At 71.8% G+C, this 23316-nt stretch carries 28 protein-coding genes; 11 read left to right on the forward strand and 17 right to left on the reverse strand.

Annotated elements, in window-relative coordinates; all coding sequences use genetic code 11:
- Positions 1-150: 150 nt before the first annotated feature.
- Entirely contained in the window at positions 151-432 is a 282-nt protein-coding gene (locus ACS3YM_RS04315) for a winged helix-turn-helix transcriptional regulator (RefSeq protein WP_439938846.1), read from the reverse strand.
- Positions 429-833 (reverse strand): VOC family protein, encoded by a 405-nt coding sequence (locus ACS3YM_RS04320; protein ID WP_439938847.1) that lies wholly within the window; start codon positions 831-833, stop codon positions 429-431. Before ACS3YM_RS04320 ends, ACS3YM_RS04315 begins: the two co-directional genes overlap by 4 nt.
- Positions 834-1094: 261 nt before the next feature.
- Here ACS3YM_RS04320 and ACS3YM_RS04325 point away from each other — a divergent pair, with 261 nt between their 5' ends.
- Positions 1095-2651 (forward strand): CHAP domain-containing protein, encoded by a 1557-nt coding sequence (locus ACS3YM_RS04325; RefSeq protein WP_439938848.1) that lies wholly within the window; start codon positions 1095-1097, stop codon positions 2649-2651.
- Positions 2652-2682: 31 nt separating this feature from the next.
- Here ACS3YM_RS04325 and ACS3YM_RS04330 read toward each other — a convergent pair whose 3' ends face one another.
- From ACS3YM_RS04330 to ACS3YM_RS04350, 5 genes are read right to left on the reverse strand one after another with little or no spacing between them, the layout of a single operon-like run.
- Positions 2683-3426, reverse strand: a complete 744-nt coding sequence (locus tag ACS3YM_RS04330; RefSeq protein ID WP_439938849.1) for an SDR family oxidoreductase — start codon at positions 3424-3426, stop codon at positions 2683-2685.
- A 10-nt stretch (positions 3427-3436) separates the two neighbouring features.
- Complete coding sequence (locus ACS3YM_RS04335) at positions 3437-4108, reverse strand: histidine phosphatase family protein (RefSeq protein WP_439938850.1); 672 nt, start codon at positions 4106-4108, stop codon at positions 3437-3439.
- Positions 4105-5175 (reverse strand): phosphotransferase family protein, encoded by a 1071-nt coding sequence (locus tag ACS3YM_RS04340; protein ID WP_439938851.1) that lies wholly within the window; start codon positions 5173-5175, stop codon positions 4105-4107. The genes ACS3YM_RS04335 and ACS3YM_RS04340 overlap by 4 nt, the downstream gene beginning before the upstream one ends.
- The gene (locus ACS3YM_RS04345) at positions 5172-5927 is read right to left on the reverse strand and encodes an SDR family NAD(P)-dependent oxidoreductase (RefSeq protein WP_439938852.1); all 756 of its coding nucleotides are present in this window, start codon (positions 5925-5927) and stop codon (positions 5172-5174) included. Before ACS3YM_RS04345 ends, ACS3YM_RS04340 begins: the two co-directional genes overlap by 4 nt.
- A complete protein-coding gene (locus ACS3YM_RS04350) occupies positions 5924-7177 on the reverse strand; it encodes an acyl-CoA dehydrogenase family protein (protein WP_439938853.1) in 1254 nt (417 codons plus the stop codon). Before ACS3YM_RS04350 ends, ACS3YM_RS04345 begins: the two co-directional genes overlap by 4 nt.
- A 40-nt stretch (positions 7178-7217) precedes the next feature.
- Between ACS3YM_RS04350 and ACS3YM_RS04355 the strand changes: the two genes are divergently transcribed.
- A complete protein-coding gene (locus ACS3YM_RS04355) occupies positions 7218-7805 on the forward strand; it encodes a TetR/AcrR family transcriptional regulator (RefSeq protein WP_439938854.1) in 588 nt (195 codons plus the stop codon).
- On the opposite strand, the gene ACS3YM_RS04360 is transcribed toward ACS3YM_RS04355, so the two are convergent.
- Complete coding sequence (locus ACS3YM_RS04360) at positions 7806-9386, reverse strand: MXAN_6640 family putative metalloprotease (protein WP_439938855.1); 1581 nt, start codon at positions 9384-9386, stop codon at positions 7806-7808.
- A gap of 61 nt (positions 9387-9447) precedes the next feature.
- A complete protein-coding gene (locus tag ACS3YM_RS04365; RefSeq protein WP_439938856.1) occupies positions 9448-9843 on the reverse strand; it encodes an adenylyltransferase/cytidyltransferase family protein in 396 nt (131 codons plus the stop codon).
- A gap of 37 nt (positions 9844-9880) precedes the next feature.
- Here ACS3YM_RS04365 and ACS3YM_RS04370 point away from each other — a divergent pair, with 37 nt between their 5' ends.
- Positions 9881-11167, forward strand: coding sequence for a DUF445 domain-containing protein (locus tag ACS3YM_RS04370; protein WP_439938857.1), 1287 nt, complete (start codon positions 9881-9883; stop codon positions 11165-11167).
- A gap of 7 nt (positions 11168-11174) precedes the next feature.
- On the opposite strand, the gene ACS3YM_RS04375 is transcribed toward ACS3YM_RS04370, so the two are convergent.
- Complete coding sequence (locus tag ACS3YM_RS04375) at positions 11175-12353, reverse strand: phospholipase D-like domain-containing protein (protein ID WP_439938858.1); 1179 nt, start codon at positions 12351-12353, stop codon at positions 11175-11177.
- 129 nt (positions 12354-12482) lie between these two features.
- Between ACS3YM_RS04375 and ACS3YM_RS04380 the strand changes: the two genes are divergently transcribed.
- On the forward strand, positions 12483-12740 hold the full coding sequence (locus ACS3YM_RS04380; RefSeq protein WP_439938859.1) for an RNA-binding S4 domain-containing protein: 258 nt from the start codon (positions 12483-12485) through the stop codon (positions 12738-12740).
- Between the two features lie 24 nt (positions 12741-12764).
- On the opposite strand, the gene ACS3YM_RS04385 is transcribed toward ACS3YM_RS04380, so the two are convergent.
- From ACS3YM_RS04385 to ACS3YM_RS04395, 3 genes are all read right to left on the reverse strand, one after another.
- Positions 12765-13106, reverse strand: a complete 342-nt coding sequence (locus tag ACS3YM_RS04385; RefSeq protein WP_439939831.1) for an FKBP-type peptidyl-prolyl cis-trans isomerase — start codon at positions 13104-13106, stop codon at positions 12765-12767.
- 52 nt (positions 13107-13158) lie between these two features.
- Positions 13159-13590 carry a CBS domain-containing protein gene (locus tag ACS3YM_RS04390; protein ID WP_439938860.1) on the reverse strand — a complete coding sequence of 144 codons (432 nt, stop codon included), beginning with the start codon at positions 13588-13590 and terminating at the stop codon, positions 13159-13161.
- A 75-nt stretch (positions 13591-13665) separates the two neighbouring features.
- Positions 13666-14565 carry an inositol monophosphatase family protein gene (locus tag ACS3YM_RS04395; RefSeq protein WP_439938861.1) on the reverse strand — a complete coding sequence of 300 codons (900 nt, stop codon included), beginning with the start codon at positions 14563-14565 and terminating at the stop codon, positions 13666-13668.
- Between the two features lie 41 nt (positions 14566-14606).
- Here ACS3YM_RS04395 and ACS3YM_RS04400 point away from each other — a divergent pair, with 41 nt between their 5' ends.
- Complete coding sequence (locus ACS3YM_RS04400) at positions 14607-15074, forward strand: DUF2231 domain-containing protein (protein WP_439938862.1); 468 nt, start codon at positions 14607-14609, stop codon at positions 15072-15074.
- A 6-nt stretch (positions 15075-15080) separates the two neighbouring features.
- Here ACS3YM_RS04400 and rsgA read toward each other — a convergent pair whose 3' ends face one another.
- The 4 genes from rsgA to ACS3YM_RS04420 are packed head-to-tail and all read right to left on the reverse strand — an operon-like array spanning position 15081 to position 19771.
- Positions 15081-16088: a ribosome small subunit-dependent GTPase A gene (rsgA, locus tag ACS3YM_RS04405; RefSeq protein ID WP_439938863.1), complete on the reverse strand. Its 1008-nt coding sequence runs from the start codon at positions 16086-16088 to the stop codon at positions 15081-15083.
- Positions 16085-17383 (reverse strand): 3-phosphoshikimate 1-carboxyvinyltransferase, encoded by a 1299-nt coding sequence (aroA, locus tag ACS3YM_RS04410; protein WP_439938864.1) that lies wholly within the window; start codon positions 17381-17383, stop codon positions 16085-16087. Before aroA ends, rsgA begins: the two co-directional genes overlap by 4 nt.
- An 18-nt stretch (positions 17384-17401) precedes the next feature.
- Positions 17402-17932 carry a DoxX family membrane protein gene (locus ACS3YM_RS04415; RefSeq protein WP_439938865.1) on the reverse strand — a complete coding sequence of 177 codons (531 nt, stop codon included), beginning with the start codon at positions 17930-17932 and terminating at the stop codon, positions 17402-17404.
- Between the two features lie 51 nt (positions 17933-17983).
- Entirely contained in the window at positions 17984-19771 is a 1788-nt protein-coding gene (locus ACS3YM_RS04420; protein ID WP_439938866.1) for a sigma-70 family RNA polymerase sigma factor, read from the reverse strand.
- 180 nt (positions 19772-19951) lie between these two features.
- Here ACS3YM_RS04420 and ACS3YM_RS04425 point away from each other — a divergent pair, with 180 nt between their 5' ends.
- From ACS3YM_RS04425 to ACS3YM_RS04450, 6 genes are all read left to right on the forward strand, one after another.
- On the forward strand, positions 19952-20704 hold the full coding sequence (locus tag ACS3YM_RS04425) for a hypothetical protein (protein WP_439938867.1): 753 nt from the start codon (positions 19952-19954) through the stop codon (positions 20702-20704).
- A gap of 17 nt (positions 20705-20721) precedes the next feature.
- Positions 20722-21471, forward strand: a complete 750-nt coding sequence (locus ACS3YM_RS04430; protein WP_439938868.1) for an SOS response-associated peptidase — start codon at positions 20722-20724, stop codon at positions 21469-21471.
- Complete coding sequence (locus tag ACS3YM_RS04435) at positions 21468-22130, forward strand: alpha/beta hydrolase family protein (protein WP_439938869.1); 663 nt, start codon at positions 21468-21470, stop codon at positions 22128-22130. The genes ACS3YM_RS04430 and ACS3YM_RS04435 overlap by 4 nt, the downstream gene beginning before the upstream one ends.
- A gap of 108 nt (positions 22131-22238) precedes the next feature.
- On the forward strand, positions 22239-22907 hold the full coding sequence (locus tag ACS3YM_RS04440) for a sigma-70 family RNA polymerase sigma factor (protein WP_439938870.1): 669 nt from the start codon (positions 22239-22241) through the stop codon (positions 22905-22907).
- Positions 22904-23176 (forward strand): mycothiol system anti-sigma-R factor, encoded by a 273-nt coding sequence (rsrA, locus tag ACS3YM_RS04445; RefSeq protein ID WP_439938871.1) that lies wholly within the window; start codon positions 22904-22906, stop codon positions 23174-23176. The genes ACS3YM_RS04440 and rsrA overlap by 4 nt, the downstream gene beginning before the upstream one ends.
- A gap of 65 nt (positions 23177-23241) precedes the next feature.
- Positions 23242-23316 carry a 50S ribosomal protein bL37 gene (locus ACS3YM_RS04450; RefSeq protein WP_369759046.1) on the forward strand — a complete coding sequence of 25 codons (75 nt, stop codon included), beginning with the start codon at positions 23242-23244 and terminating at the stop codon, positions 23314-23316.

Raw genomic sequence — 23316 nt, forward strand, 5'->3', positions numbered from 1 at the left:
GAACAGGGGGTCGTCCCCCTAGGCGGCAGGTGCGTCGCTTCGCCGCGAGTCACACGTATCGCTAGCGCGGGCGGCCACCTCAGCGTGCGCCCGCGGGTGGGGCGAGGTTGACGTTGCACAGCCGTGGCGGATCGTGGCCTGGTGTCGTACTCAGGTCTCCTCGGCGCCCCAGCGTCCGAGCGCGACGATCGCCTCGCGCAGGGCCAGGCCGCGATCGGTCAGCGCGTAGGCACGGGTGTTGTGTCGGAGAGGCAGGCGGGACAGGACGCCGGCCGCCTCGAGCTCGCGCAGACGGGTCGCGAGCATGTTCGTGGGCACTCCGAGCTCGCGTTGCAGATCACCGTAGCGCTGCGGCCCGTCGAGCAACCGCTCCACGATGAGCAAGGCCCAGCGGGGTCCGACGACGTCGAGAGCTGCAGCCAGGTCGCTCACGCGGTCGGCTGGTCGTCCGGCTTCATCCAGAACGGTGAGTAGTGGTAGCCGTCGGGGTCGTCGAACTGGCGCTGGTACATGAACGGGTAGTCGTCGGTGTCGCCGATCCGTCCGCCGGCAGCGCCGGCGCGCTCGACGAGCTCGTCCACGGCTTCGCGACTGCCGAGGTCGAAGGAGACGGTGACCTTCGACGGGGTGTCGGGGCCGCCGATCAGCTCCTCGGCACCGCCGACGCTCGCGTACATCTCGCGGCTGCCGAGCATGACGTACTGCTCGGGTGCGATCGCGAAGCACGAGACGTTGTGGTCGGACATCTCGGCGTTCAGCGTCCAGCCGAGGGACGTGTAGAAGGCGGTCGCGCGCTCGACGCTCTCGACGGGACAGGTGATGAAGAGGCTCATGGAGCCGACACTTGCAAAATGCAAGTGTCTCGTCAAGCCTGGAGTCCGCCCTGCCATCGAATTACACGATTGATCTTCACTCAACGGCGTGGCGCGCTTGACCTAAGGCCCATACGATCACTCATCGTGCAACAACAGCCTCACTGGTCACATCCGTCACAGCGGTCCCGCCGCGCCCTGTCAGCACCCCCACGCTGGGTGCGACGGGCTGCTGGCGCGACCAAGGTGATCATCGGAGTGCTCGCGCTTCTCGTCCTGGCCATGCCGACCACTGCCGGCAAGATGAGCCTGGCCTCGTCGACGTACCTCTGCACCGGCTACGCCGGCTGCCAGGCCGCCGGCTACGGGAACTACGGCTATCGCCAGGCGTCGTCGACCATGTACTGGCGGATGTACGCCGGGCACAACTGCACCAACTACGTGGCGTACCGGCTGATCCAGTCCGGCATGCCGGACGTGCGGCCGTGGGAGGGCAGCGGCAACGCCTCCAACTGGGGCGTGGCGATGGCCAGCATCACCGACCAGACCCCCACCGTCGGATCCGTCGCCTGGTACAAGCCGCACGTGACGCCGGCAGGTGCGAACGGCCACGTCGCGATCGTGGAGCAGGTCATCTCCGACACCGAGATCATCGTCTCGGAGGACTACTGGGGCGGTGACTTCTACTGGCGTCGCGTCACCAAGACCGGCGGGGGCTGGCCCTCGGGCTTCATCCACTTCAACGACCGCGTGGTCGCGCCCACGACGGCTCCTGCCATCGTCGGGTCGCCCGCGGTCGGCGCACCGCTCGAGGTGGCGACCGGCGCGTGGACGCCCACGCCGAGCAACGTCGCCATCCGGTGGCTTGCCGACGGTGCCGCCATCCCCGGCGCCACCGCGCCCGCCTACGTGCCCACGCCCGACCTGAAGGGCAAGACCCTCACTGCCGAGGTCACGGCAGAGCTGAGCGGCTACACCCCCGGCAAGGCAGTCCTCGCGACCGCCCCCGTCGCCCCCGGTGCGTTCCAGCCCACCGTGCAGCCCACGATCCAGGGTGTGGCGGAGGTCGGCCAGACGCTGACCCTCACCGCCCCGTCGTGGTCGCCGCAGCCCACCAAGGTCACGACGCAGTGGTACGCCGACGGGGTGGCCATCGACGGGGCCACCGGGTCCTCGCTCGTGCTGACCCGTGACCACATCGACCGCCGCATCAGCGCCCGCTCCGTCGCGAGCGCGAGCGGCTACCGGAAGGCGAGGTCGACGGCGACCGAGACCACGCCGGTCCTCGCCAAGCCGGTGGCGATCACCAGCCCGTCCACGATCAAGGGCACGCCCGAGGTGGGGCGGCGACTCGTCGCCCGGGCCGGGACCGTCAAACCCACCGACGCCACGGCCACCTACGCCTGGTTCCGTGACGGCCGACCCATCGGCAAGGCGACGAACCCTGTCTACACGGTCCGCAAGGGGGACGTCGGCCACACCCTGTCCGTCCAGATCACGCTCGCTCGTCGGCACTTCCGCAGCACCACGGAGTCGGTCGCCGTGCCTTCGCCCGTGATGACCGTGCCCGAGGTGAAGGTGCGCACCGACGCCACCCGCAAGCGGGTCGCGGTGGAAGTCCGTGTCCGTGCCCCTGGAGCATCCAGGCCGGACGGGGCGATGACGGTCAGCGTGGGCGGGCGCACGGTGGAGGTCCAGGTCGTCAGCGGCACGGCGCGGGCCGTCGTGCGTGGCGTCCGTCCGGGCACCAAGCCGGTGGTCGTTCGCTATGCGGGGACCGACGTCGTGCGACCTGCCGTCGCGCGTGCGAGCGTCACGGTGCCGCGCGGCAAGCGGTGATGCCCGGCCGGTGCCGGTCCCTTGATCGAGCTCAGCTCAACTTTCGCAGCACGCCGACGGGCACGTGCTTGATGACGAACCCGAGCGGGGCCCAGGGCCAGGCGGGGACGCGAGCGGACTTCTTCTCCTTCTCGATGGCCTCGACCATGGCGCGCACGCCCTTCTCGGTCGAGGCCATCAGCGGCGTCCTCGCCGAGGTGCCCGACATCTCCGAGACGATGTAGCCGGGGTAGAGGACGGTCACCTTGATCGGGGTGCCGTGCACGTCGGCGCGGAAGCCCTCGGCGAGGTGTGCGACCGCGGCCTTCGTGGCGGCGTACGTCGTGATGTTGCGCGGCATCCCGCGAAGGGCGGAGAACGACGAGACCATCACCAGGTGGCCGGCATCCTGCGCGCGGAAGATCGCGGCGGCGGCCTCGGTCTGCGCGAGCGCGCCGATGAAGTTGGTCTCCGCGGTCTCCTTGTTGGCGTCGAAGCGCCCGGTGCCGAGCGGCTGGCCCTTGCCGAGGCCGGCGTTGACGACGACCTTGTCGAGGCGCCCGAGCTCGGCGCGGAACTCCTCGAAGACCCGGAAGACCGCGTCGTGGTCGTTGACGTCGAGCGCCTTGACGACCACGCGGCGGTCGGGGTGCGCGGTGGTGATCTGGGTGGCGAGCTCGACGAGCCGGTCCGTACGCCGGGCGCACAGCGCGAGGTCGTAGCCGAGGTCGGCGAACTGGCGGGCCATCTCGGCGCCGAGGCCGCTGCTCGCGCCGGTGATGAGGATGGAAGGCATCGGGTGGGTCCTAGCGGTAGGTCAGCAGGTCGGGGGAGGTGAGGTGGTCGTGCGCGTTGAAGGAGACGAGCGTCGTGCCGCGCGCCCCGCACACCACGGTCGAGACGCCGGTGTTGATCGAGACCGGGTTGAGCCGCAGCCACAGGTCGGTGCGTGCGTCGAAGGAGTCGGCGACCAGCGATGCCGCCGCCCAGGCGATCGGCCCGCCGCTGGTGAGCACCACCGCCGTGCCCTTCGCGGGCAGCGTTGCCACGAGGCGCGCCACGGCCGCCTCGACGCGGGAGGTGAACGCCGAGAACGACTCGTCGTAGTGCTCGTCGTGGTCGCCGGAGGTCCAGCGCAGCGTGGCCTCCTCGAACCAGCGCTGGAAGGCAGCCTTCTCCGACTCGCCCTCGACGGTGGTCGGCTGGTCGTGCACCGCCAGCACCTGGACGTGGTCGAACTCGTTCCAGCCCGCGTCCAGGTCGACCTCGGCACTCCACCCCGAGCCCTCGAGGACCCCGGCGGCGGTCTGGGCGTGCCGCTTCATCTCGCCGGCGACGACCACGTCGGCGGTGAGGCCGCGGGCCGCCAGCGCGACTCCGAGCACGCGTGACTGGTCGTGCCCGACGGGGGACAGGTTGTCGTAGTCGGCCGCACCGAACGACGCCTGCCCGTGGCGCACCAGGAGGATGCGGCTCATGCGACGAGCCCGTCGAGCCGGCGGCCGATGATCCGCACGGCCGGCCCGAACAGGGCGTACATCTCGTTGGTGGTCTGCCCGTGGAAGAAGCGGTAGTAGATCTGCTGGGCGATGACGGCCATCCGGAACAGCCCGAACACCTCGTAGAAGCGCCACTGCTCGGGCGTCACTGAGCGGCCGGTGCGCTCGGCGTACGCCGCCACGAACTCGTCGCGGGTCAGCATCCCGGGCAGGTGCGTCGGCACCCGCCGCATCATCTGGACCTCCTCGGGGTCGTCGGCCTGGACCCAGTAGGCCATCGACCCGGCGAGGTCCATGAGCGGGTCGCCCAGCGTCGCCATCTCCCAGTCGAGCACCCCGACGACCTTCGTCACGTCGTCCTCGGACAGCACGAGGTTGTCGAGCTTGTAGTCGTTGTGGATCACGCAGGTCGCGACGTCCTCGGGCTGCCGGGCGTCGAGCCACGCCATCACGTCCTCGAGGTCGGGCACGTCCTCGGTGCGGGCGTTGCGGTAGCGCGTCGACCAGCCCTCCACCTGCCGGCGCACGTAGCCGCTGCCCTTGCCGAGGTCGGCGAGCCCGGCCGCGTCGGCGTCGATGCCGTGCAGCTCGGCGAGCACGTCGACCGCGTGCAGGCAGAGCTCACGGGCCTGCTCGGGGGACAGCGGCACGTCGGCAGGCCACTCGCTGCGCGGGATCACGCCGGGGATGCGGTCCATCGCGTAGAAGTCGCCGCCGACCACGTCGGCGTCGTCGCAGAACGCCACCATCGTCGCCACGTGGTCGAAGACCGGGGCCAGCGCGGACTGGATGAAGTACTCGCGACGCATGTCGTGGGCGCCGCGTGCCTTGGTGCCCTGCGGCGCGCGCCGCACGATCAGGTCGCGACCCGACGGGTAGCGCAGCAGGTAGGTCAGGTTGGACGCTCCGCCGGTGAACTGCCGCACCTCCGGCTCGCCGTCGAGGCCCTCGGGCGTCGCGGCGTGGGCACGGAGCCACTCCGCCACCCGCGCCACGTCGAAGGCATCCTCCTCGCGCACCTCGCGTGCGCCCGGGACGGCGGTCACAGCGCGTCCAGCTTCCGCGCCTGGTCGCGCATGACCGCGTCGTAGGCGGGCCGGTCGGCCCACTTGAGGAAGTACGCCTGGCGCGCGGCCTCGTCGGGCACGATGACGTCCTCACCGGCGTCCATGCCCGCGAGGACCGCGGCGGCGATGTCGTCGGCGGTGACCTGCGAGCGCTCGACGAGTCCGGCGACGACCGTGCCGACGACGTCGTCGCTGCCCTGCATCGAGTCCATGAGGTTCGTGCGGAAGTAGGACGGGCACACCACGCTCGCCCGGATGCCGTACGACGCCAGCTCGTGGCCGCAGGTCTCGGTGAAGGCCACCACGGCCGCCTTCACCGCGTTGTAGGAGCCCATGCCGCCCGGGTGGACGAGGCCGGCGAGCGAGGCGACGTTGACCAGGTGCCCGGAGCCCTGCTGCTTGAGCATCGGCACGAACGCCCTGGTGCCGCGGACGAGGCCGAAGAGGTTGATGTCGGTGATCCACTGCCACTCCTCGAGCGTGCAGCGGTCGACCCGGCCGCCGCCGGCGACCCCAGCGTTGTTGACCAGCACGTCGAGCCCGCCCCAGCGCTCGCGCACGGCGTCCACGGCCGCGGCCCAGTCGTCGTCGGAGGTGATGTCGAGGACCAGGTCGACGCCTTCGCCCGACACGCGGTCGGTGGCGAGCACGTCGTCGCCGCGCTCGCGGAAGGCGCGCACCAGCGCGGCTCCGAGGCCAGAGGCGGCACCGGTCACCAGGATCCGGCTCATCCCGTGTACTTCCCGAGCTCGATCTTGGCGATCACGTTGCGGTGCACCTCGTCGGGCCCGTCGGCGAGCCGCAGCGACCGCGCGCCCACCCACGCGTTGGCGAGCGGGAAGTCGTCGGTCATCCCGGCACCGCCGTGCAGCTGGATGGCCATGTCGATCACGTCGAGCGCCATGGTGGGCACCTCGACCTTGATCTCGCTCACGGCCGAGTAGGCCTCGCGGCTCATGCCCTGGTCGAGCAGCCACGCGGCGTGCATGACCAGCAGCCGGGACCGGTTGATCGCGATCCGGGCGTCGGCGATCCGCTCCCGGTTGCCGCCGAGGTTGGCGATCGGCTTGCCGAAGGCCGTGCGCGACACGGCCCGCGCGCAGGCGAGCTCGAGCGCGCGCTCGGCCAGCCCGATGGCTCGCATGCAGTGGTGGACGCGGCCCGGCCCGAGCCGGCCCTGCGCGATCTCGAAGGCCCGACCCGGGCCGAGCAGGACGTGGGAGGCCGGCACCCGGACGTTGTCGAAGGACACCTCGCCGTGCCCGAGCGGCTCGTCGTAGTAGCCCATCGTGGTGAGCATCCGCTCGACCTTGACGCCCTCGGCGTCGCGGGGGACCAGGACCATCGTGTGGCGCGAGTGGCGGTCGGCCTCGGGGTCGGAGAGGCCCATGAAGACGAGGATCTTGCAGTCGGGGTTGCCGACGCCGGTGGAGAACCACTTCCGGCCGTTGATGACGACCTCGTCGCCGTCGACCTGGGCCGTCGCGGCCATGTTGGTCGCGTCGGAGGAGGCCACGGCGGGCTCCGTCATGCAGAACGCGCTGCGGATCTCCGCGCGCAGCAGGGGCTCGAGCCACTGCGCCTTCTGCTCGGCGGTGCCGTACTTCAGCAGCACCTCCATGTTGCCGGTGTCGGGCGCGTTGGAGTTGAAGACCAGGGGAGCGAGGAACGAGCGCCCCATCGCCTCGGCCACCGGCGCGTAGTCGACGTTGGTGAGTCCCTCGCCGCCGTCGGTGCCGAAGTCGGCGGCGTACGACCCGGCGTGCGCGGCCGGCAGGAAGAGGTTCCACAGCCCCTGCGCGCGCGCCTTGGCCTGGAGCTCGGCGATCACCGGGTCAGGCGTCCAGTGGTCGCCGCCAGACTCGCGCAGGCGGGTGATCCGGTGGTGCGCCTCGGCCTCGATCGGCTCGATCTCGTCGGTGACGAAGGCGCGCACGCGCGCCTGGAGGTCGGCGGCGCGGGGGGAGAGCGAGAAGTCCATGTGGTTGACCTTCGCACACTGTTGAGCAATGCTCAATAGCGTGTCCGACCCTCGCATCCGCCGACGGCTCACTGCCGACGAACGCCGCCGGCAGCTCGTCGCCATCGGGCTCGCCAAGATCGTCGAGAAGCCGATCCAGGACCTGTCCATGGACGACATCGCGACCGAGGCGGGGATCTCGCGCGGACTGCTGTTCCACTACTTCCCGACCAAGAACGACTTCTACCTCGCCTGCATCGCGGCGGCGGGCCGCCGGATGCTGCGCACCACGGCGCCCGACGAGGACCTGCCGGGGGAGCAGCAGGTGGAGATGGTGACCCGGTTGATGGTCGAGCAGATCGAGCGCCGCCGCGACTTCTACCTCGCCCTCGTGCACGGCCACGGCGTCGCCGACCCGCGGGTCAGCGAGGTCATGGACTCGGTCCGCGCGGGCAGCACCGACCGGGTCGTGAGCGCCCTCGGTGTGCCCGAGTGCCAGCGCGACGTCGTACGCGCGTGGTGGGCCTACACGGAGGACCGGGCGCTCACCTGGTCGGCAGTGCCGACCGGCGAACGCCCGGCCCCGGTGTCGGAGCTCGTCGAGGAGTGCGTCGCCGCGCTCCACGCCCTCCTGCAGATCAGGGCCTGATCATCGGCCCTTGGTGACGCGCGCCCTGACGGCGAAGCGGGCCTTGTCGTCCAGGGGGCGACCGCCGCACGCCAGCACGGTGCGCTTGCCGCACCTGAAGCGGGTGGAGCCGTTGACCAGGGTGACCGAGACGGCGCCGACCTTGCGCTTGTCGAACGACACCCGGGTGCCGCCGTCGCCGCCACGGTTGAGCTTGACCAGCGTGACCTGGCGCTTGCCGTTGAGCAGGTGGACGACCACCACGGCCGACGGCGAGGTGCGCTTGGCCGGACCGGTGACCCGCAGCGCGAGCTTCCACTTCCTGCCGCTGAGGCCCTTGCCCGGGCCGAAGACGTAGGACGCCGACGCGAGGTGGTTGATCTTGACGCCGTAGCGCTTGGCGCGCCTCTTCTTGCTCAGCTGCTTGGCGCCGCGGACCTTCGGGTAGGCGTACTCCGCGCCCTCGGGGTAGTTGACGGCGGGCGTGAGGTTACCGGCGGCGTACTTGGCGTAGACCTTGGTCAGGCCGCCCTTGCGCTTGAGCACCTTCTGCAGGGCGGTGAGGCTGTACTTGCCGCCGTCGCTGCGCAGCGAGCCGGCCTGCTGCCAGGCCTTCTTGACGACGGTGGTGCCGTACTGCGTCGACAGGTACTCCCAGAACACCCAGTTGCCGTACTGGTAGCCGGCGTTGCGGCTGAACGCGTCGAGCGGGATGTAGGGCGCGTAGATCTGGCTCCAGGGGAAGTACTGACGGTTGTCGTTGACCGCGGTCGCGATCCGCTCCTCCATCCAGGTCGCCGTGGACTCCATCATCCACGGGTCCTCGGCGTAGTCGTAGGCGTACTGGACGGCGTGGAAGAACTCGTGCGCGGCCGTGACGGTGAGGTTGTCCGTCGGCGTGCCGTTGGGGAACTGCGCCGCCGCGAAGTCGTTGTCGAGGACGCAGTAGCCCGAGCCGGTGCGCTTCTTGACCCGGTCCTCACCGGCGCAGAAGCCGTAGATGTCGCCGCCGAGGTCCTTGAGGTAGACGTCGAAGAGCGGGCTGCCGCCCTTGACGCCGTCGGTGAGCGGGGCGCGGTAGCCCATCTGGTCGACGATGATCGACCAGACCGAGTCCATGACCGCGAGGTTCTGGGCGGGCCACTCGGCCGTCGGCGGCGCGTCCGGGCCGGTGGGGACGTAGTGCAGGCACAGCCGCGTGTTGCAGAGGGGAGCCGCCTCGGGAGAGGTGTAGCCGAAGCCCTGCGGGTCGTTGGCGCCGTCGGTGGGACGGGCGAGGAGGGCCTCGGCGGCCTTGCGCTCGCTGCCCCGCAGCGAGGACTTCTTGAGCCAGAGGTCGCGCAGCGCGAGCGTCGCGGACGGGTCGCGGCGCAGGGCCTTGCCGGCCAGCACCCGGCGGGCCGTGGCGAGGGTCTCCGACGCCGTCGGCTCCCCGAACGCGGGCAGCGCAGGCTCCGGCGCGAGCTCGAGGGCCTGCTCGGGCGACAGCACGCCCGAGGTGCCCGGGCGGCCCGGACGGTCGTTGTCCGCAGCGACGGCGGGTGCGGACAGAGCCGCGCCCATCAGTGCCATGGCCACAGCGGTGGTGACGATTCTGCGCATGATTCCCCTCGTGGTTGTCATCTCGGTGCGACCCTAACCCAGCGGGGTGACGCGCCGGCTCTCACAGATCGGCGATGTGCTCGATGATCGCGGTGGTCGAGATCGCCGGAGTGCGCGCCAGGTAGACGACCTCGCAGACGTCCTCGAACTCGTCGAACTTGCCGGCCCAGTCGTCACCCATCACGAGGACGTCGGCGCCGTGCTCGACGATGTAGTCGCGCTTCTGCTCCAGGCTCTCCTCCACGAACACCTCGTCGACCACCTTGAGGGCGCCGACGATGGCCAGGCGCTCGCGCTGGGTGAAGATCGGGGCCCGCCCCTTCTTGCGCTCGTTGAGCGCATCTGCGGACACCCCGACGATGAGCCGGTCACCCAGCGCCGCCGCGCGCTCGAGCACGCGCAGGTGCCCCACGTGGAAGACGTCGAACGTCCCGAAGGTGATCACGGTGCGAGGCATGCGCGGCATTCTGGCACGGTCGGGGAGGATGATCCCCATGCCCGTCCAGGCCACCGCAGCCAAGCCCGCCCTGTCCCTCATCACGCCCGATCCGGGCGCGGACGAGGCTCGCCGCCGCGGCCTGCGCCAGATGCGTACGGTCGCCGTCGGGCTGCTGCTCCTCGCTGCCTGCGTGTACGTCGTCACGCTGGGGCGTGAAGGATTCTGGGGCTTCGTCAACGCGGGCGCCGAGGCGTCGATGGTCGGTGCCATCGCCGACTGGTTCGCCGTGACCGCCCTCTTCAAGCACCCGCTGGGGCTGCCCATCCCGCACACCGCGCTCGTGCCCAAGCGCAAGGACGAGCTCGGCAAGGGCCTCGAGGAGTTCGTGGGGGAGAACTTCCTCCAGGAGGACATCATCCGCGACCGGGTGGCCGCGGCGACGATCTCGGCCCGGGTGGGTGACTGGTTGAGCGACCCCGCCAACGCCCGGCGGGTGGTCGACGAGGTGTCCGACGTCGCGGCGATCGCCCTGGGCAAGGTGCGCGACGACCACGTCGCCGACCTGGTCACCCAGGCGCTGGTGCCACGCTTCCGCGACGAGCCGATCTCGCCCCTGCTCGGCACCACGCTGATGGAGGTGCTGCGCGACGACCTGCACCACGGCGTGGTCGACCTCGTGCTCGAGGAGATGCACCGCTGGCTGCTCGACAACCCCGAGACCTTCGCGCGGGTGCTGGGGGAGCGCGCCCCGTGGTGGGCCCCGCCCCGGCTCAACGACGCGGTGACCACGCGGATCCACGCCGAGGCCGTCGCCTGGGTCGAGGACATCCGCGCCGACCCCCACCACCGCGCCCGCGAGGCGCTCGACTCGATGCTGGGCCAGCTCGCCCGCGACCTGCTCAACGACGAGGAGACCCAGGCCCGGGCGGAGGCGTTCAAGGTGCGCCTGCTCGAGCACCCGCAGGTCGTGACGACCGCGATCTCGCTGTGGAAGGCGATGCGCTCGGCGCTGCTCAGCTCGATCCAGGACCGCGAGGGCGCCGTGCGCGCGCGGCTCCTCGTCGAGCTCAACCTCTTCTCCGAGCGGCTGCGCGAGGACGCCGGGCTGCGCGAGCGCCTCGACCGGACGGCCGCCGACCTGACCGTCTTCATGGTGGAGCGCTACGGCGCCGAGGTCACCACGGTCATCACGCACACCATCGAGCGCTGGGACGGCAAGGAGGCCGCGCGGCGCATCGAGCTGCACGTGGGCCGCGACCTCCAGTTCATCCGGATCAACGGCACCATCGTGGGCGGCCTCGTGGGCGTGCTGATCCACGCCGTGAGCCTCGTCGTGGGCTGAGGAGCCGTCAGCGCCGGCAGGGCTTCATGACCGGCATGACCCGGCTCCGTCCCTCGAAGGAGTGGGCGAAGGCGTCGTCGAAGTGCGCGAGGTACTGCCCGTAGAGCCACCGGTTGTCGACGATGCGCAGCATCACCTCGTCGTTGTAGAGCAGCCCGCCGCACGTCGTGTTGGACGTCCCGGTGAGCACCAGGTGGGTCGGCCTCCCGCGGAAGCGGGCGTGCACCGCGAGCATCTTGTCGTGGGTGAGGACCGTCCGCACGGCCTTGTCGGGCAGGGTGCCGGTCGGCAGCGCGGCCTGCATCCAGTTCTCGATGGTGTCGCGCGAGGTCAGCACGCGCACCTTGCAGCCGCTCCTGGACAGCCGGGCGAGCTCGGCGCGCACGTCGGCGCGCTGGATGACGGCGAACATTGCCGAGACCTCGCGGGCGCCGCGGGTGCAGGAGAGGTCGCGCAGCGTGGAGAGCAGGAGGTCGTCGCGCCGCGGGTAGACGGCCGCCGCGATCGGGCCCTCGGACCAGAGCTTCTGCCGGTCGCCCCACCTGCGGCCGTCGACGCGCACGCTCTGGGCCTGCAGGCGCGCGAAGTAGTCGAGCCCGAAGGCGTACAGGCCGGGGTCGTCGATCTTGAGCAGCGAGTTGTACTGCCGGTACTGCCGGTCCTCGAGGTTGGCCGACGAGGTGATGAACGACTGCACCCCGCCGATCTCGGTGACGTAGAACTTGAGGTGCTGGACGTTCTGGCTGTCCGGGTAGGGGCCGGGAGCCCGCCACGGCAGGCAGGCGCCGCGGCAGATCGTCACGTTGGTGCGGGCCGGGTCCTGGTCCTCGATCGTCGAGATGAGCCGTCGGCCGTGCCGGTTGAGCCGCAGGTCGTCGTCACCGACGAGGTAGACGACCGCGCCCCTGCGCTGCGCGGCGATGATCGCGTCGGTCGGCGGCTTGATGTCCCAGCGGAACATCGCCACTCGGATGGTGTCCCCGGGACCCGCGGTGTCGAAGAGGCGGCTCGGTCGCTGGAGCACGGTCGGGTCGGCGGGGACGGTGGCGGGTGAGGTGAAGCAGACCTCGATGCCGGCCCGCGCGCTGCACCCGGTCTTGCCGGCGCGCGGGTCGTACGACGACTCCTGCGCGGTCGCGGGGGCACTGGTCGCCAGCAGCGGAGCCAGCAGGCTCAGGAGGGCCACCGGGAGGAAAGAGGCGAGAAGGGACCGGCTGCGTCGCGTCATGTCGTGGTTCCCCCAGGGAGATGGCTGCGCGGATGGTGGCTCTGACCGCCGCCCACCCTAGGCGCACCGGGCTGGTTCACTGGGCACATGCCTCCTCAGTCCCCCGAGCCCGTCGACGTGCCGATCCGCGACGAGTCGATCAGGCTCGGCCAGTTCCTCAAGCTCGCCAACCTCGTGGAGTCCGGCGCCGAGGCCAAGCCGGTGATCGCCGACGGAGCCGTGACGGTCAACGGGGAGGTCGAGACGCGACGGGGCCGCCAGCTCGTCCCCGGTGACGTGGTCACGCTGGGCGGGCTGGCGGCCCGGGTCGCCACCGGAGAGGTCGAGATCGACGTCCCCTGGTGAGCGCTGGTGGGTTGCTGAGCTCGCTCAGCGCACCTCGAGCAGGTCCACCACGAAGATCAGCGTCTCGCCCGGCTTGATCGCGCCGCCGGCGCCGCGGTCGCCGTAGCCCAGGTGCGGCGGGATGACGAGGCGGCGGCGTCCGCCCACCTTCATGCCCTGCACGCCGGTGTCCCAGCCGGAGATGACCTGGCCGATGCCGAGGCGGAACTGCAGCGGCGTGCCGCGGTTGTAGGAGGCGTCGAACTCCTCGCCGGAGGAGTGGGCGACCCCGACGTAGTGCACCGAGACGGTCGAGCCGGACGTGGCCTCGGCGCCCTCGCCCTCGACGAGGTCGGTGACCTCGAGGTCGGTGGGCACGTCGCCCATGTGGGGGTCGACGTCAGGCTTGTCACTCACTTGTAGCTCCGATCAGTTGCGGTCAGGTCTGGTGCACGTAGTGGTCGAGCTGGTCGCGCTCGAACTCGAGCTCGCCGATCCGGTTCTTCACGACGTCACCGATGCTGATGATGCCGGTCAGCCGCCCGTCGGCCACCACCGGGACGTGTCGGATGCGGTGCTCGGTCATGGTCTGCATGAGGTCGGTGACCCCGTCGTCGCCGCTGCAGGTGCGCACGTCGGCGGTCATGATCTGGCTGACCGCGGAGTCGAGGACGGCCTCGTCGGCGTGCAGGCGACGTACGACGTCGCGCTCGCTCACGATGCCCGAGACCCGCTCGCCGTCGTCGCTCACCACGAGCGCGCCGACGTTGTGCTCGGCCAGCAGCGCGATCAGCTCGCGGACCGTGGCCTCCGGGCTGATGGTCACCACGTCCTGGCTGGCCTTGGCGTGGATGACGTCCTTGATCCTCATCGTGTGCACCTCTCGTCCGGCTCTCGTGGGCCTGTGCCTCCAAACCTAGCCAAGCCGGACGGCCGCGAACAGGGCTCAGTCCAGCACCGGCGGTGCCTGCCGGTCGCGCAGGCTGCTCACCGAGCCGGGGCCGCGTCGCGGCACGTCGGGGTCGGTGTCGTCGTCGCCGAGCGAGCCCAGGAAGGACAGCGCCGCGTCGTGGAGGTGGCCGTTGGAGGCGAGCGCGTTGCCGCCCCACGGGCCGTCGGTGCCGTCGAGGGAGGTGAACCGGCCGCCCGCCTCCCGCACGATGACGTCGAGCGCGGCCATGTCGTAGAGCTCGAGCTCGGGCTCGGCCGCGATGTCGACCGCGCCCTCCGCCAGGAGCATGTAGGACCAGAAGTCGCCGTAGGCGCGGGTGCGCCAGCAGCGCCGGGACAGCGAGACGAAGTCGTCGAGCCGGCCGCGCTCGTCCCACCCCGACAGCGACGAGTAGCTGAGGGACGCGTCCTCGAGCCGGCGGACGTCGGACACCTCGCACTTCGTGGCCTTGAGCAGCGAGCGCCCGGTCCACGCGCCGTTGCCGGCCGAGGCCCACCACCGGCGCTGCAGCTGGGGAGCGGAGACCACGCCGAGGACCACCTCGTCGTCGACGGCGAGCGCGATCAGGGTGGCCCAGACCGGGACGCCGCGCACGTAGTTCTTCGTGCCGTCGATCGGGTCGACGATCCAGCGGCGCTGGCTGCGCCCGGTGGTGCCCTGCTCCTCGCCGATGACGGCGTCGCGCGAGCGGACGCGCGAGAGCGTGCGGCGGATGCCGTCCTCGACGGCCTTGTCGGCGTCGGTGACCGGGGTCAGGTCGGGCTTGCTCATCACGTGGAGGTCCAGCGCCTTGAACCTGGCCAGCGTCAGCGAGTCGGCGTCGTCGGCGAGGACGTGGGCCAGTCGCAGGTCGTCGGTGTAGTCCGTGGAGCCGTGACTGGTGGTGATGGGCATGTCCACAGGCTATTGCCAGCACGTCGCTCTACTGTGCACGCATGGAGCTCAACGGTGTGCCGCTGCACCCGCTGGTGGTGCACGCGGTGGTCGTCCTCGGTCCGCTGGCAGCCCTCACGGGCCTGGTGTACGCCGCCGTGCCTCGGTGGCGCTGGCTGCTGAGGTGGCCGCTGCTGGTGCTCGCCGTCCTCACCGCCGTCACCGCCTTCCTGGCCACCACGTCGGGCGAGGAGCTGCTCGAGGCACGACCCGAGCTCGAGCCCCTGGTGGAGGAGCACGAGGAGCACGGCGAGCTGCTGCGCAACGTGGCCCTGGGCTACGTGCCGGTCTCGGTGCTCGCCGCCTGGGCGCTGGGCGGTGTCTCCGCGCTCGCGTCGGGCAGGGGAGCGCAGGAGACCCGCGGCGCGCTCGGCATCGTGGCCGCCGTGCTGCTGGCGGTGGTGTCCGTCGCGCTGCTGGTCACCCTGTTCCTCGCCGGCGACTCCGGCGCGCAGGCGGTGTGGGGCTGACCCGGCTCACCAGTCGCTGGCGCCCTCGCGTGCGGCGAGGAGCCGACGGAACGACTCGACCCGGTCCGGGTCGGCCTCGCCCGCGGTGACGGCCTCGTCGAGCCCGCACTCGGGCTCCCCGGTGCCGTGGGAGCAGCCGCGGGGGCACTCCTCGGTCATCTCGTCGAGGTCGGGGAAGGCCTCGATCAGCCGCTCCGGCTGCACGTGCGCGAGGCCGAAGGACCGGATCCCCGGGGTGTCGATGATCCAGCCCTCGGCACCGGGCAGCTCGAGGAGGTAGGCGCTGGTGGAGGTGTGCCGGCCCCGTCCGGTCACAGCGTTGACGATGCCGACCTCGCGATGTGCGTCGGGCACCAGTGCGTTGACCAGCGTGGACTTGCCCACGCCACTGTGGCCCACCAGCACGCTCGTGCGCCCGCGCAGTCGCTCGCGGAGCTCGGTCAGGTCACCGGCCCCCTCGCCCTTGAGGTGGGTGACGACCCACGGCACGCCGAGCGAGCGGTAGGTCGAGAGCAGCGTCTCGGGGTCGGCCAGGTCGGCCTTGGTGAGGCAGAGCAGGGGCGCCATGCCGGCGTCGTACGCCGCCACGAGGGCCCGGTCGATCAGGCGCGGGCGCGGCTCCGGGTCGGCGAGCGCGGTCACCACGACGAGCTGGTCGGCGTTGGACACGATGACCCGCTCCACCGGGTCGTCGTCGTCGGCGGTGCGCCGCAGGGTGGTGCTGCGCGGGACCACCTCGACGATGCGCGCCAGCGATCCGTCGGCACCGGTCGTGTCGCCGACGACCCGCACGTGGTCGCCCACGACGACGCCCTTGCGCCCCAGGGGGCGCGACTTCATCGCCATCACCCGGTGGCCGTCGACCAGCAGCGTGAAGCGGCCGCGGTCGACCGTCACCACGCGGCCGTCGACGGCGTCGTCGTAGGTGGGCCGGTCCTTGGTCCGGGGACGGGTGCGGCGACGAGGTCGCTCGTAGTGCTCGTGGTCGTGCTCGGAGTAGCGACCCGTCGTCACGAGGCCGTCCCGTCCACGGCCCGGGTCCACGCGGACGCGAAGTCGGGGAAGGTCTTCGACGTGGTGGCGATGTCCTCGACCAGCACCCCGTCGACGGCGAGGCCGAGGATGACGCCGGCGTGGGCCATCCGGTGGTCGGCGTAGGTGCGGAAGACGCCGCCGTGCAGTGCGGCGGGACGGATCGAGAGTCCGTCCTCCCGCTCGGTGACGTCGGCCCCGAGCCGGCCGAGCTCCGTCGCGAGTGCGGTGATCCGGTCGGTCTCGTGGCCGCGGATGTGCGCGACCCCTCGCAGGTGCGAGGGGGAGTCGGCGAGGGCGCAGAGGGCCGCGACGGCCGGGGTCAGCTCCCCGACGTCGTGCAGGTCGAGGTCGACCCCCGTGAGCCGCGCCGGCCCGGACACCGTGAGGTCGCCGTCGGCGAGCTCGACCTCGCACCCCATGAGGGAGAGGATCTCGCGCAGCTCGTCGCCGGGCTGGGTGGTCGCGGCGGGCCAGTCGCGGACCGTCACCCGGCCGCCGGTGACGGCACCCAGGGCGAGGAACGGCGCGGCGTTGGACAGGTCGGGCTCGATGTCGTGGTCGAAGGCCGCGACCGGTCCCGGGGCCACCGCCCAGCGGTTGGCGTCGCTGTCGTCGACCTCGACGCCGTGCTGGCGGAGCATCTGCACGGTCATCTCGATGTGCGGCAGGGACGGCACCGGCTTGCCGACGTGGCGCACGTCGACGCCGTGCTCGTAGCGGGCCCCGGCCAGGAGCAGGGCGGAGACGAACTGCGAGGAGGCGCTCGCGTCGATGGTCACCGTGCCGCCCGGCACGGCCCCGTCGCCGTGGACCTCGAACGGCAGCGCGCCGCGGCCGCCGTCCTCGATCCGCACGCCCAGCGCGCCGAGCGCGGCCAGCATCGGTCCGACGGGTCGCAGCCGCATGTGGGGGTCGCCGTCGAAACGCACCGTGCCGCGGGCCAGTCCCGCCACCGGCGGCACGAACCGCATGACGGTGCCGGCGAGGCCGCAGTCGACGTCGGCGTCCCGGTCCCAGGCGCCGGGCGTGACCGCCCAGTCGCCGTCACGGTCCTCGACGCCGGTGCCGAGGGCGGTCAGCGCACCCGCCATCAGCAGGGTGTCGCGCGAGCGCAGCGGACGACGTACGACGCTGGGGCCCGCGGCGAGCGAGGCGAGCAGCAGGGCGCGGTTGGTCAGCGACTTGCTGCCCGGCAGCGACACGACCCGGTCGATCCGGTCCCGGGGGCGCGGCGCCGGCCAGAGGTCGGTCGGGTCGTCGGCGGGCTCACTCACCCGCGCACCCTATCGAGGTCAGGTGAGCTGGGCCCGCGCCAGTTTCGCCTCGCGGCGCGCCTCCTTGGCCACGTGCCGTGCCTCGCGGCGTACGTCGGCGGCGGCGCGACGGGCCCGCCAGGCCAGGCCGGGCCTGCCCTCGGTGTCGACGCCGGCGAGCAGGAGCCCGCCGAGGATGGAGGTGTTCTTGATGAACTGGAGGCGCTGGGTGGCCTTGGCCTGCGGGTCGGTCTCGTCCCAGAAGGCGTGCCCGGCCAGGGTCGTCGGCACGAGCGAGGCGGCGAGCACGGTGGCGCTGAGCCGGGGTGCGCGGCCGGTGGCCAGTGCGGCGGCGGCGAGGAGCTGCGCGCCGGCGTTGACGCGCACGAGCGTCGCGGCGTCGGTCGGGATGGGTGCCTTGGGCGCCGCCTGCTGGGCCAGCGGGACGACCCGGTCGGTGACCTTCTGCGCCTTCGCCGCGTGCACGTCGGTGTTGCGGAGGGCGTTGATGCCGCCGGCGACGAAGATCGAGGCCAGCATCGGACGGGCGAGCAACCGAGTGATCGTCATGCACCCCTGTCTACACGATGGGCGTGGGCCACGCCCCGTCCGCAGGGGTGTTCAGTCGAGGCGGGCGCGCCAGGTGTTGTTGGTGGGGTCGAGGTCGGGCGCGATCGGCGTCAGCGAGGCCTCGACGGCGGTGCCTTGCGGTGCCACCACCGTGAACGTCACGGGGGAGGTCTCCGAACCGGTGACCGAGCACGTGGCGGCCAGCTTGTCCACGAGGCAGCGTCCGTCCTCGCTCTTCAGCACGCTCGCCTCGGGGGCGACCAGGGCGAGCACGGCGAGGGCGCCCGAGGGCAGCCCGCTGATGCGCAGCACCACGGTGTAGGTGTAGGTCGCGCGGTCGGCGGACACCGTGCCGGCGAGCGCGGGGTCGGCCACTGGCGAGGGGTCGGTCGTCGGCGAGGTGGTCGGTGAGGTGGTCGGTGAGGTGGTCGGCGAGGCGGTCGGGTCGGTGGTCGGCGAGGTGGTCGGCGACCCGGTCGGGGACGGGTCCCCGGTGGGCGTCGTCGTCGGCGGAGGCTCCTCGGTGGGGGTGACGACGGCCGTCGGGGTGGGGCCCGAGGTGGGCGCCGAGGTCGAGGTCGGGCTGGACGTCGGGACGGAGGTCGGGGCGGAGGTCGAGGTGGGCGACGAGGGGTCGGACGCGGGGTCGGAGGTCAGGTCGGTCGTGGGCTGCGCGCCGGGGGAGGTCGTCGGGGCGGTCGTCGGGACCAGGACCGGCGGCGGGGCCGTGGTCGGGAGGATCTCCACCTGGTCGCCGGGGGTCAGGGTGACCACGGACGGGGCGGTCCTGCTGCTGGTCGACGGCACGGCAACGTCCGACGGGTCCGTCGACGCGGCGCTCGAGGTGGCGCTGCTCGCGGACGGGGCGGCGGGGCGCAGCGCGGCGGGGTCGACGGGCACCCGGTCCGGCCCGCGGAGCCCGATCACGATGCCCCCGGCCACCATCACGGTGCTCACGGCGACGCCCGCCACGGCGGCCGTGCCGGCGTTGCTGGTGACCAGGTCGCGGATCCGCCCGACGACCGTCCCGACGCCCAGCGGGGCCGCACCGGCGCCGGCCGTGGTGCCGACGTACGCGGTCGCGACCGTACCCAGCAGAAGCGGGGCCAGGATCGCGCCGAGGTTGGAGTTGACCTCGGTGAGCTCGAGGTAGATCGCCATGCACGCGCGGCAGTCGTGGAGGTGGTTCTCCACCTTCGCCGCGTCGCGACGCGAGGTCGCGTTGCGGATGTAGGCGCCCAGCTGGCCGTGGGTCCAGCGGCAGGCGTCGGCCTCGACCTCGACGGCGTGCTGGTTGAGGAAGGCCTGGCGCAGCCCCTCGCGGGCTCGGTAGGCCAGCGCGGAGACCGAGTTGGCGCTCATCCCGAGCAGCGGCGCGATGTCGGCGGGCTTGTCGCCCTCTACCTCGGTGTGCCAGAGCACCAGCTGCCAGCGCTCGGGCAGGGAGGCGAACGCCTGGGCGGCCGCGCTGCTCTCGAAGCCCTCGACGGCCGTGTCGACGAACGGGACACCCGGGTCGAAGGCCTCCATGTCGTCGGTGGTGTGGAGCCGCGACGTCGCCCGGAACCGGTCGACCTGCAACCGGCGGACCGAGGTGAGGAGGTAGGCACGGAAGGCCACGTCCGGACCGCCGCCGCGCTGGAGGACGCCCAGCACCTTGACGAAGGCCTCGGAGACCAGGTCCTCGGCGTCGCCGGCCGCGACGAGCTGCCGGGCCAGGCGGCGTGCGGCGTCGACGTGGCGCTCGAAGAGCGTGCCGTAGGCGTCGACGTCACCACCGCGGACCGCCGAGATCAGCTCGGCGTCCCCCGGTGCCTCGACGCTTGTCGCAGCACTCATGTGGATCGACGCTCCCGCAACGATGCCCCTGGGCCCCTGCCAGGTGTCCTCGACTGTAGACCTCGCGCGCGCGGAACCGGGGCGAAAGCAAAGAATCGAAAATACCTGGTCCAGTCCGCGTCACGTCCCCCCATGAGCGTCGTCACATCGGTGAGCAGGACACCGAGATAGGGGGTTGCCGTGAGGATCTTCGCCACGCGTGGGCGTCGACTCGCGGCTGCCGGTCCTGAGGTGAGCGGGCTTGCGTCTGCCGTGCGGTCGGGGTTGCCGCACCGGTTCGAGGCCTTGGGGGAGGCGCTCATCTCAGGATCGGATGTCCTGGTCGCCTGCGCGGTGGCGGGCCAGGACCTGGCGCGGGACGGGGCGTCGGTGGAGGAGACGCTCGAGAGCCTGCGCAGCACCTGGCTCCAGGTGACCGGGGCCGACCCGTCCTTCGAGGTCGTGTCGGCGCTGGTGACCGCGTGGAGCGGGACGACGCTGGGCTACCTCCACCAGATCTCGTGCGAGGACCCGCTGACCGGGCTCTCCAGCCAGGCCCACCTGCGCGCCCGGATCACGGATCTCTACCGCCTCGCCGAGGCCGACTCCACCGCGATCGGCCACGCCCTCGTGGTCTGCGAGATCCCGGTGGGGGACCCGTCCGAGGAGCCCGGCGACCACTTCACCCGGGCCATGCGACTGGCCCGTGCGGGCGCGCTGTCGCGCACGACGTTCACGCGCGACGAGACCGTCGCCCGCCTCGGCATGCACCGCGTGGGGATCCTGACCCGCCGCGACGACCGGCTCGGCCGGCGGGTCAGGGTGCTGCGCACGCTCCTCGACGGCGTCCAGTCCGACGGCTCCGGCGGCCCGCCGGTCCGGGTGTGGATCGAGGGCCTGCCCTCGTCCGACCCGGGTGCCGGGATGCTCCTCGACGAGCTGGCCCACCACTGACCCCTAGGGTGGTCGTCATGTGCGGCCGCTACGCCTCGTCACGATCACCCGACGACCTCATCGAGGAGTTCGAGGTCGTCGAGGACCGCACCGCCGGGCCCCTGGCGCCCGACTACAACGTCGCGCCCACCAAGGAGGTCTACGCCGTGGTGGAGCGCCCGCCCTCGCGGACGTCCCCCCCGGACCGACCGGAGCCACCGCAGCGCCAGCTGAGGGTCCTGACCTGGGGCCTGGTGCCGTCCTGGGCCAAGGACCCGTCCATCGGCAACCGGATGATCAACGCGCGGATGGAGACCGTCGCCGAGAAGCCGGCCTTCCGCAAGGCCTTCGCCTCCCGCCGTGCCCTGCTCCCCGCCGACGGCTACTTCGAGTGGTACCCGACCTCGCAGACCAACGCCAGGGGCAAGCCCGTCAAGCAGCCGTTCTTCATCCGCCCGCGCGACGGCGGCATCCTCGCGATGGCCGGCCTCTACGAGATCTGGCGCGACCCGAGCAGGGACGAGGACGACCCCGACCGCTTCCGCTGGACCTGCACGGTGCTCACCACGCAGGCGGAGGACTCGCTCGGGCACATCCACGACCGGATGCCGCTGACGGTCGAGCGCGAGCGCTGGCACGAGTGGCTCGACCCGACGACGGCGGGGGACACCTCCCTCCTGGTGCCGGCCGCTCCGGGCCGGCTGGAGGCGTACGCCGTGCCGACCCTCGTCAGCAACGTGCGCAACAACGGACCCGAGCTCGTGCAGCCCCTGGAGGCGACCTCATGAAGAAGGCCACCATCCGCAGCGTCCCCACGCCCCACGGCGAGGGACGCCTGCACACCCGACGCGCCACGAGCCCGATGGCGACGCTGCTGCTCAGCCACGGCGCGGGAGGCGGCGTGGACTCCCGCGACCTGTGGGCCCTCGCCGACGCGCTGCCCGCGCAGGGCTTCTCGGTGGTGCTCTTCGAGCAGCCCTGGCGCGTGGCCGGCCGGAAGGTCGCGACCGCCCCGCCGACCCTCGACGCCGCGCTCAGGTGCGCCGCCGACATGATGCGCGTGCGTACGCCCCTCGTGGTCGGCGGGCGCTCGGCGGGCGCCCGCTCCGCGGCTCGTACGGCGCGGATGCTGGGGGCGAGCGGCTGCCTGGCCCTGTCCTTCCCGCTGCACGCGCCCGGGAGGACCGAGCCGACCCGGCTCCAGGAGCTGCGCGCGGTGGGCCTGCCCACCCTTCTCATCCAGGGCGAGCGCGACCCGATGGGCCGACCGGAGGAGTTCCCCTCCGAGCTCGAGACGCTCGACATGGTGGTCGTCCCCGGCGGTGACCACGGCCTCAAGGTCCCAGCGCGCGGCGAGGTGAGCCAGGACGAGGCCATGGGGATCGTCGTGGAGTCGACCCTCGAGTGGCTGGTGCGCGAGGTCGTCGGGAATCCCTCGCGCAGGTGAGGTGTTGGGGCCGGTGTGCAGTCACTGACCCTCGACCGACCGCGGCCCACCGCCTCGTGGGCCGAGCGCGATACCCCGCCCGTGCCCACGGCGGTACTGTGGGACGCGATGACTGAATCGCTGCAGGACGAGATGTCCCCCCCGGACGACACCGTGGAGATCGTTGTGGAGGAGGAGACCTCCGACGAGCGCTCCGCGCGCTTCGAGCGCGACGCGCTGCCCTTCCTCGACCAGCTCTACGGCGCGGCGATGCGGATGACCCGCAACCCCGCCGACGCCGAGGACCTGGTGCAGGAGACGTTCGCGAAGGCGTACAGCGCGTTCCACCAGTTCAAGCCGGGCACGAACCTCAAGGCCTGGCTCTACCGGATCCTGACCAACACCTACATCAACTCCTACCGCAAGAAGCAGCGCCAGCCGCAGCAGTCGATGTCCGAGGACGTCGAGGACTGGCAGCTCGCCCGTGCGGAGTCCCACTCCTCGACGGGGCTGCGCTCGGCGGAGATGGAGGCGCTGGAGCACCTGCCCGACTCGGAGGTGAAGGACGCCCTCCAGCGACTCCCGGAGGAGTTCCGCCTGGCGGTCTACCTCGCCGATGTCGAGGGATTCCCCTACAAGGAGATCGCCGAGATCATGGACACGCCGATCGGCACCGTGATGTCCCGCCTGCACCGTGGCCGGCGACAGCTGCGCGACATGCTCGCCGACTACGTCCGGGCCAACGACCTGCTGCCGGCCTCGACCGTCCCCGGCAGCCCGGAGGTGAGTGGATCGTGAGCACGCACGAGCACGGCAACGACGACTGCGTCGACTACATCGAGCGCATCGTCTACCTCATCGACAACGAGCTCGACCAGGCCGACTGCGCGGTCGTGGAGATGCACCTGCGCGAGTGCGGCCCGTGCCTGGAGCGCTACGACCTCCAGCGTGCGGTCAAGCAGCTCGTGGCGCGCTCCTGCTCGGAGTCCGCACCGGAGTCGCTGCGCGACCGCGTACGCCTCCAGCTGCGCGAGGTCCGGGTCCAGATCACCGAGGGCGGGTCCTGACCCGATTCGCCGGTCCCGGGCTTTTTTGGGACACTGACCCGAGCATCGATTCCAGGAGGACGACCATGGGCAAGACCGGACGCAAGCGCCGCGCTCGCAAGAAGAAGGGCGCGAACCACGGCAAGCGCCCCAACGCCTGA

The sequence above is a fragment of the Nocardioides sp. N13(2025) genome (assembly GCF_051912545.1).
Classification (GTDB): domain Bacteria; phylum Actinomycetota; class Actinomycetes; order Propionibacteriales; family Nocardioidaceae; genus Nocardioides.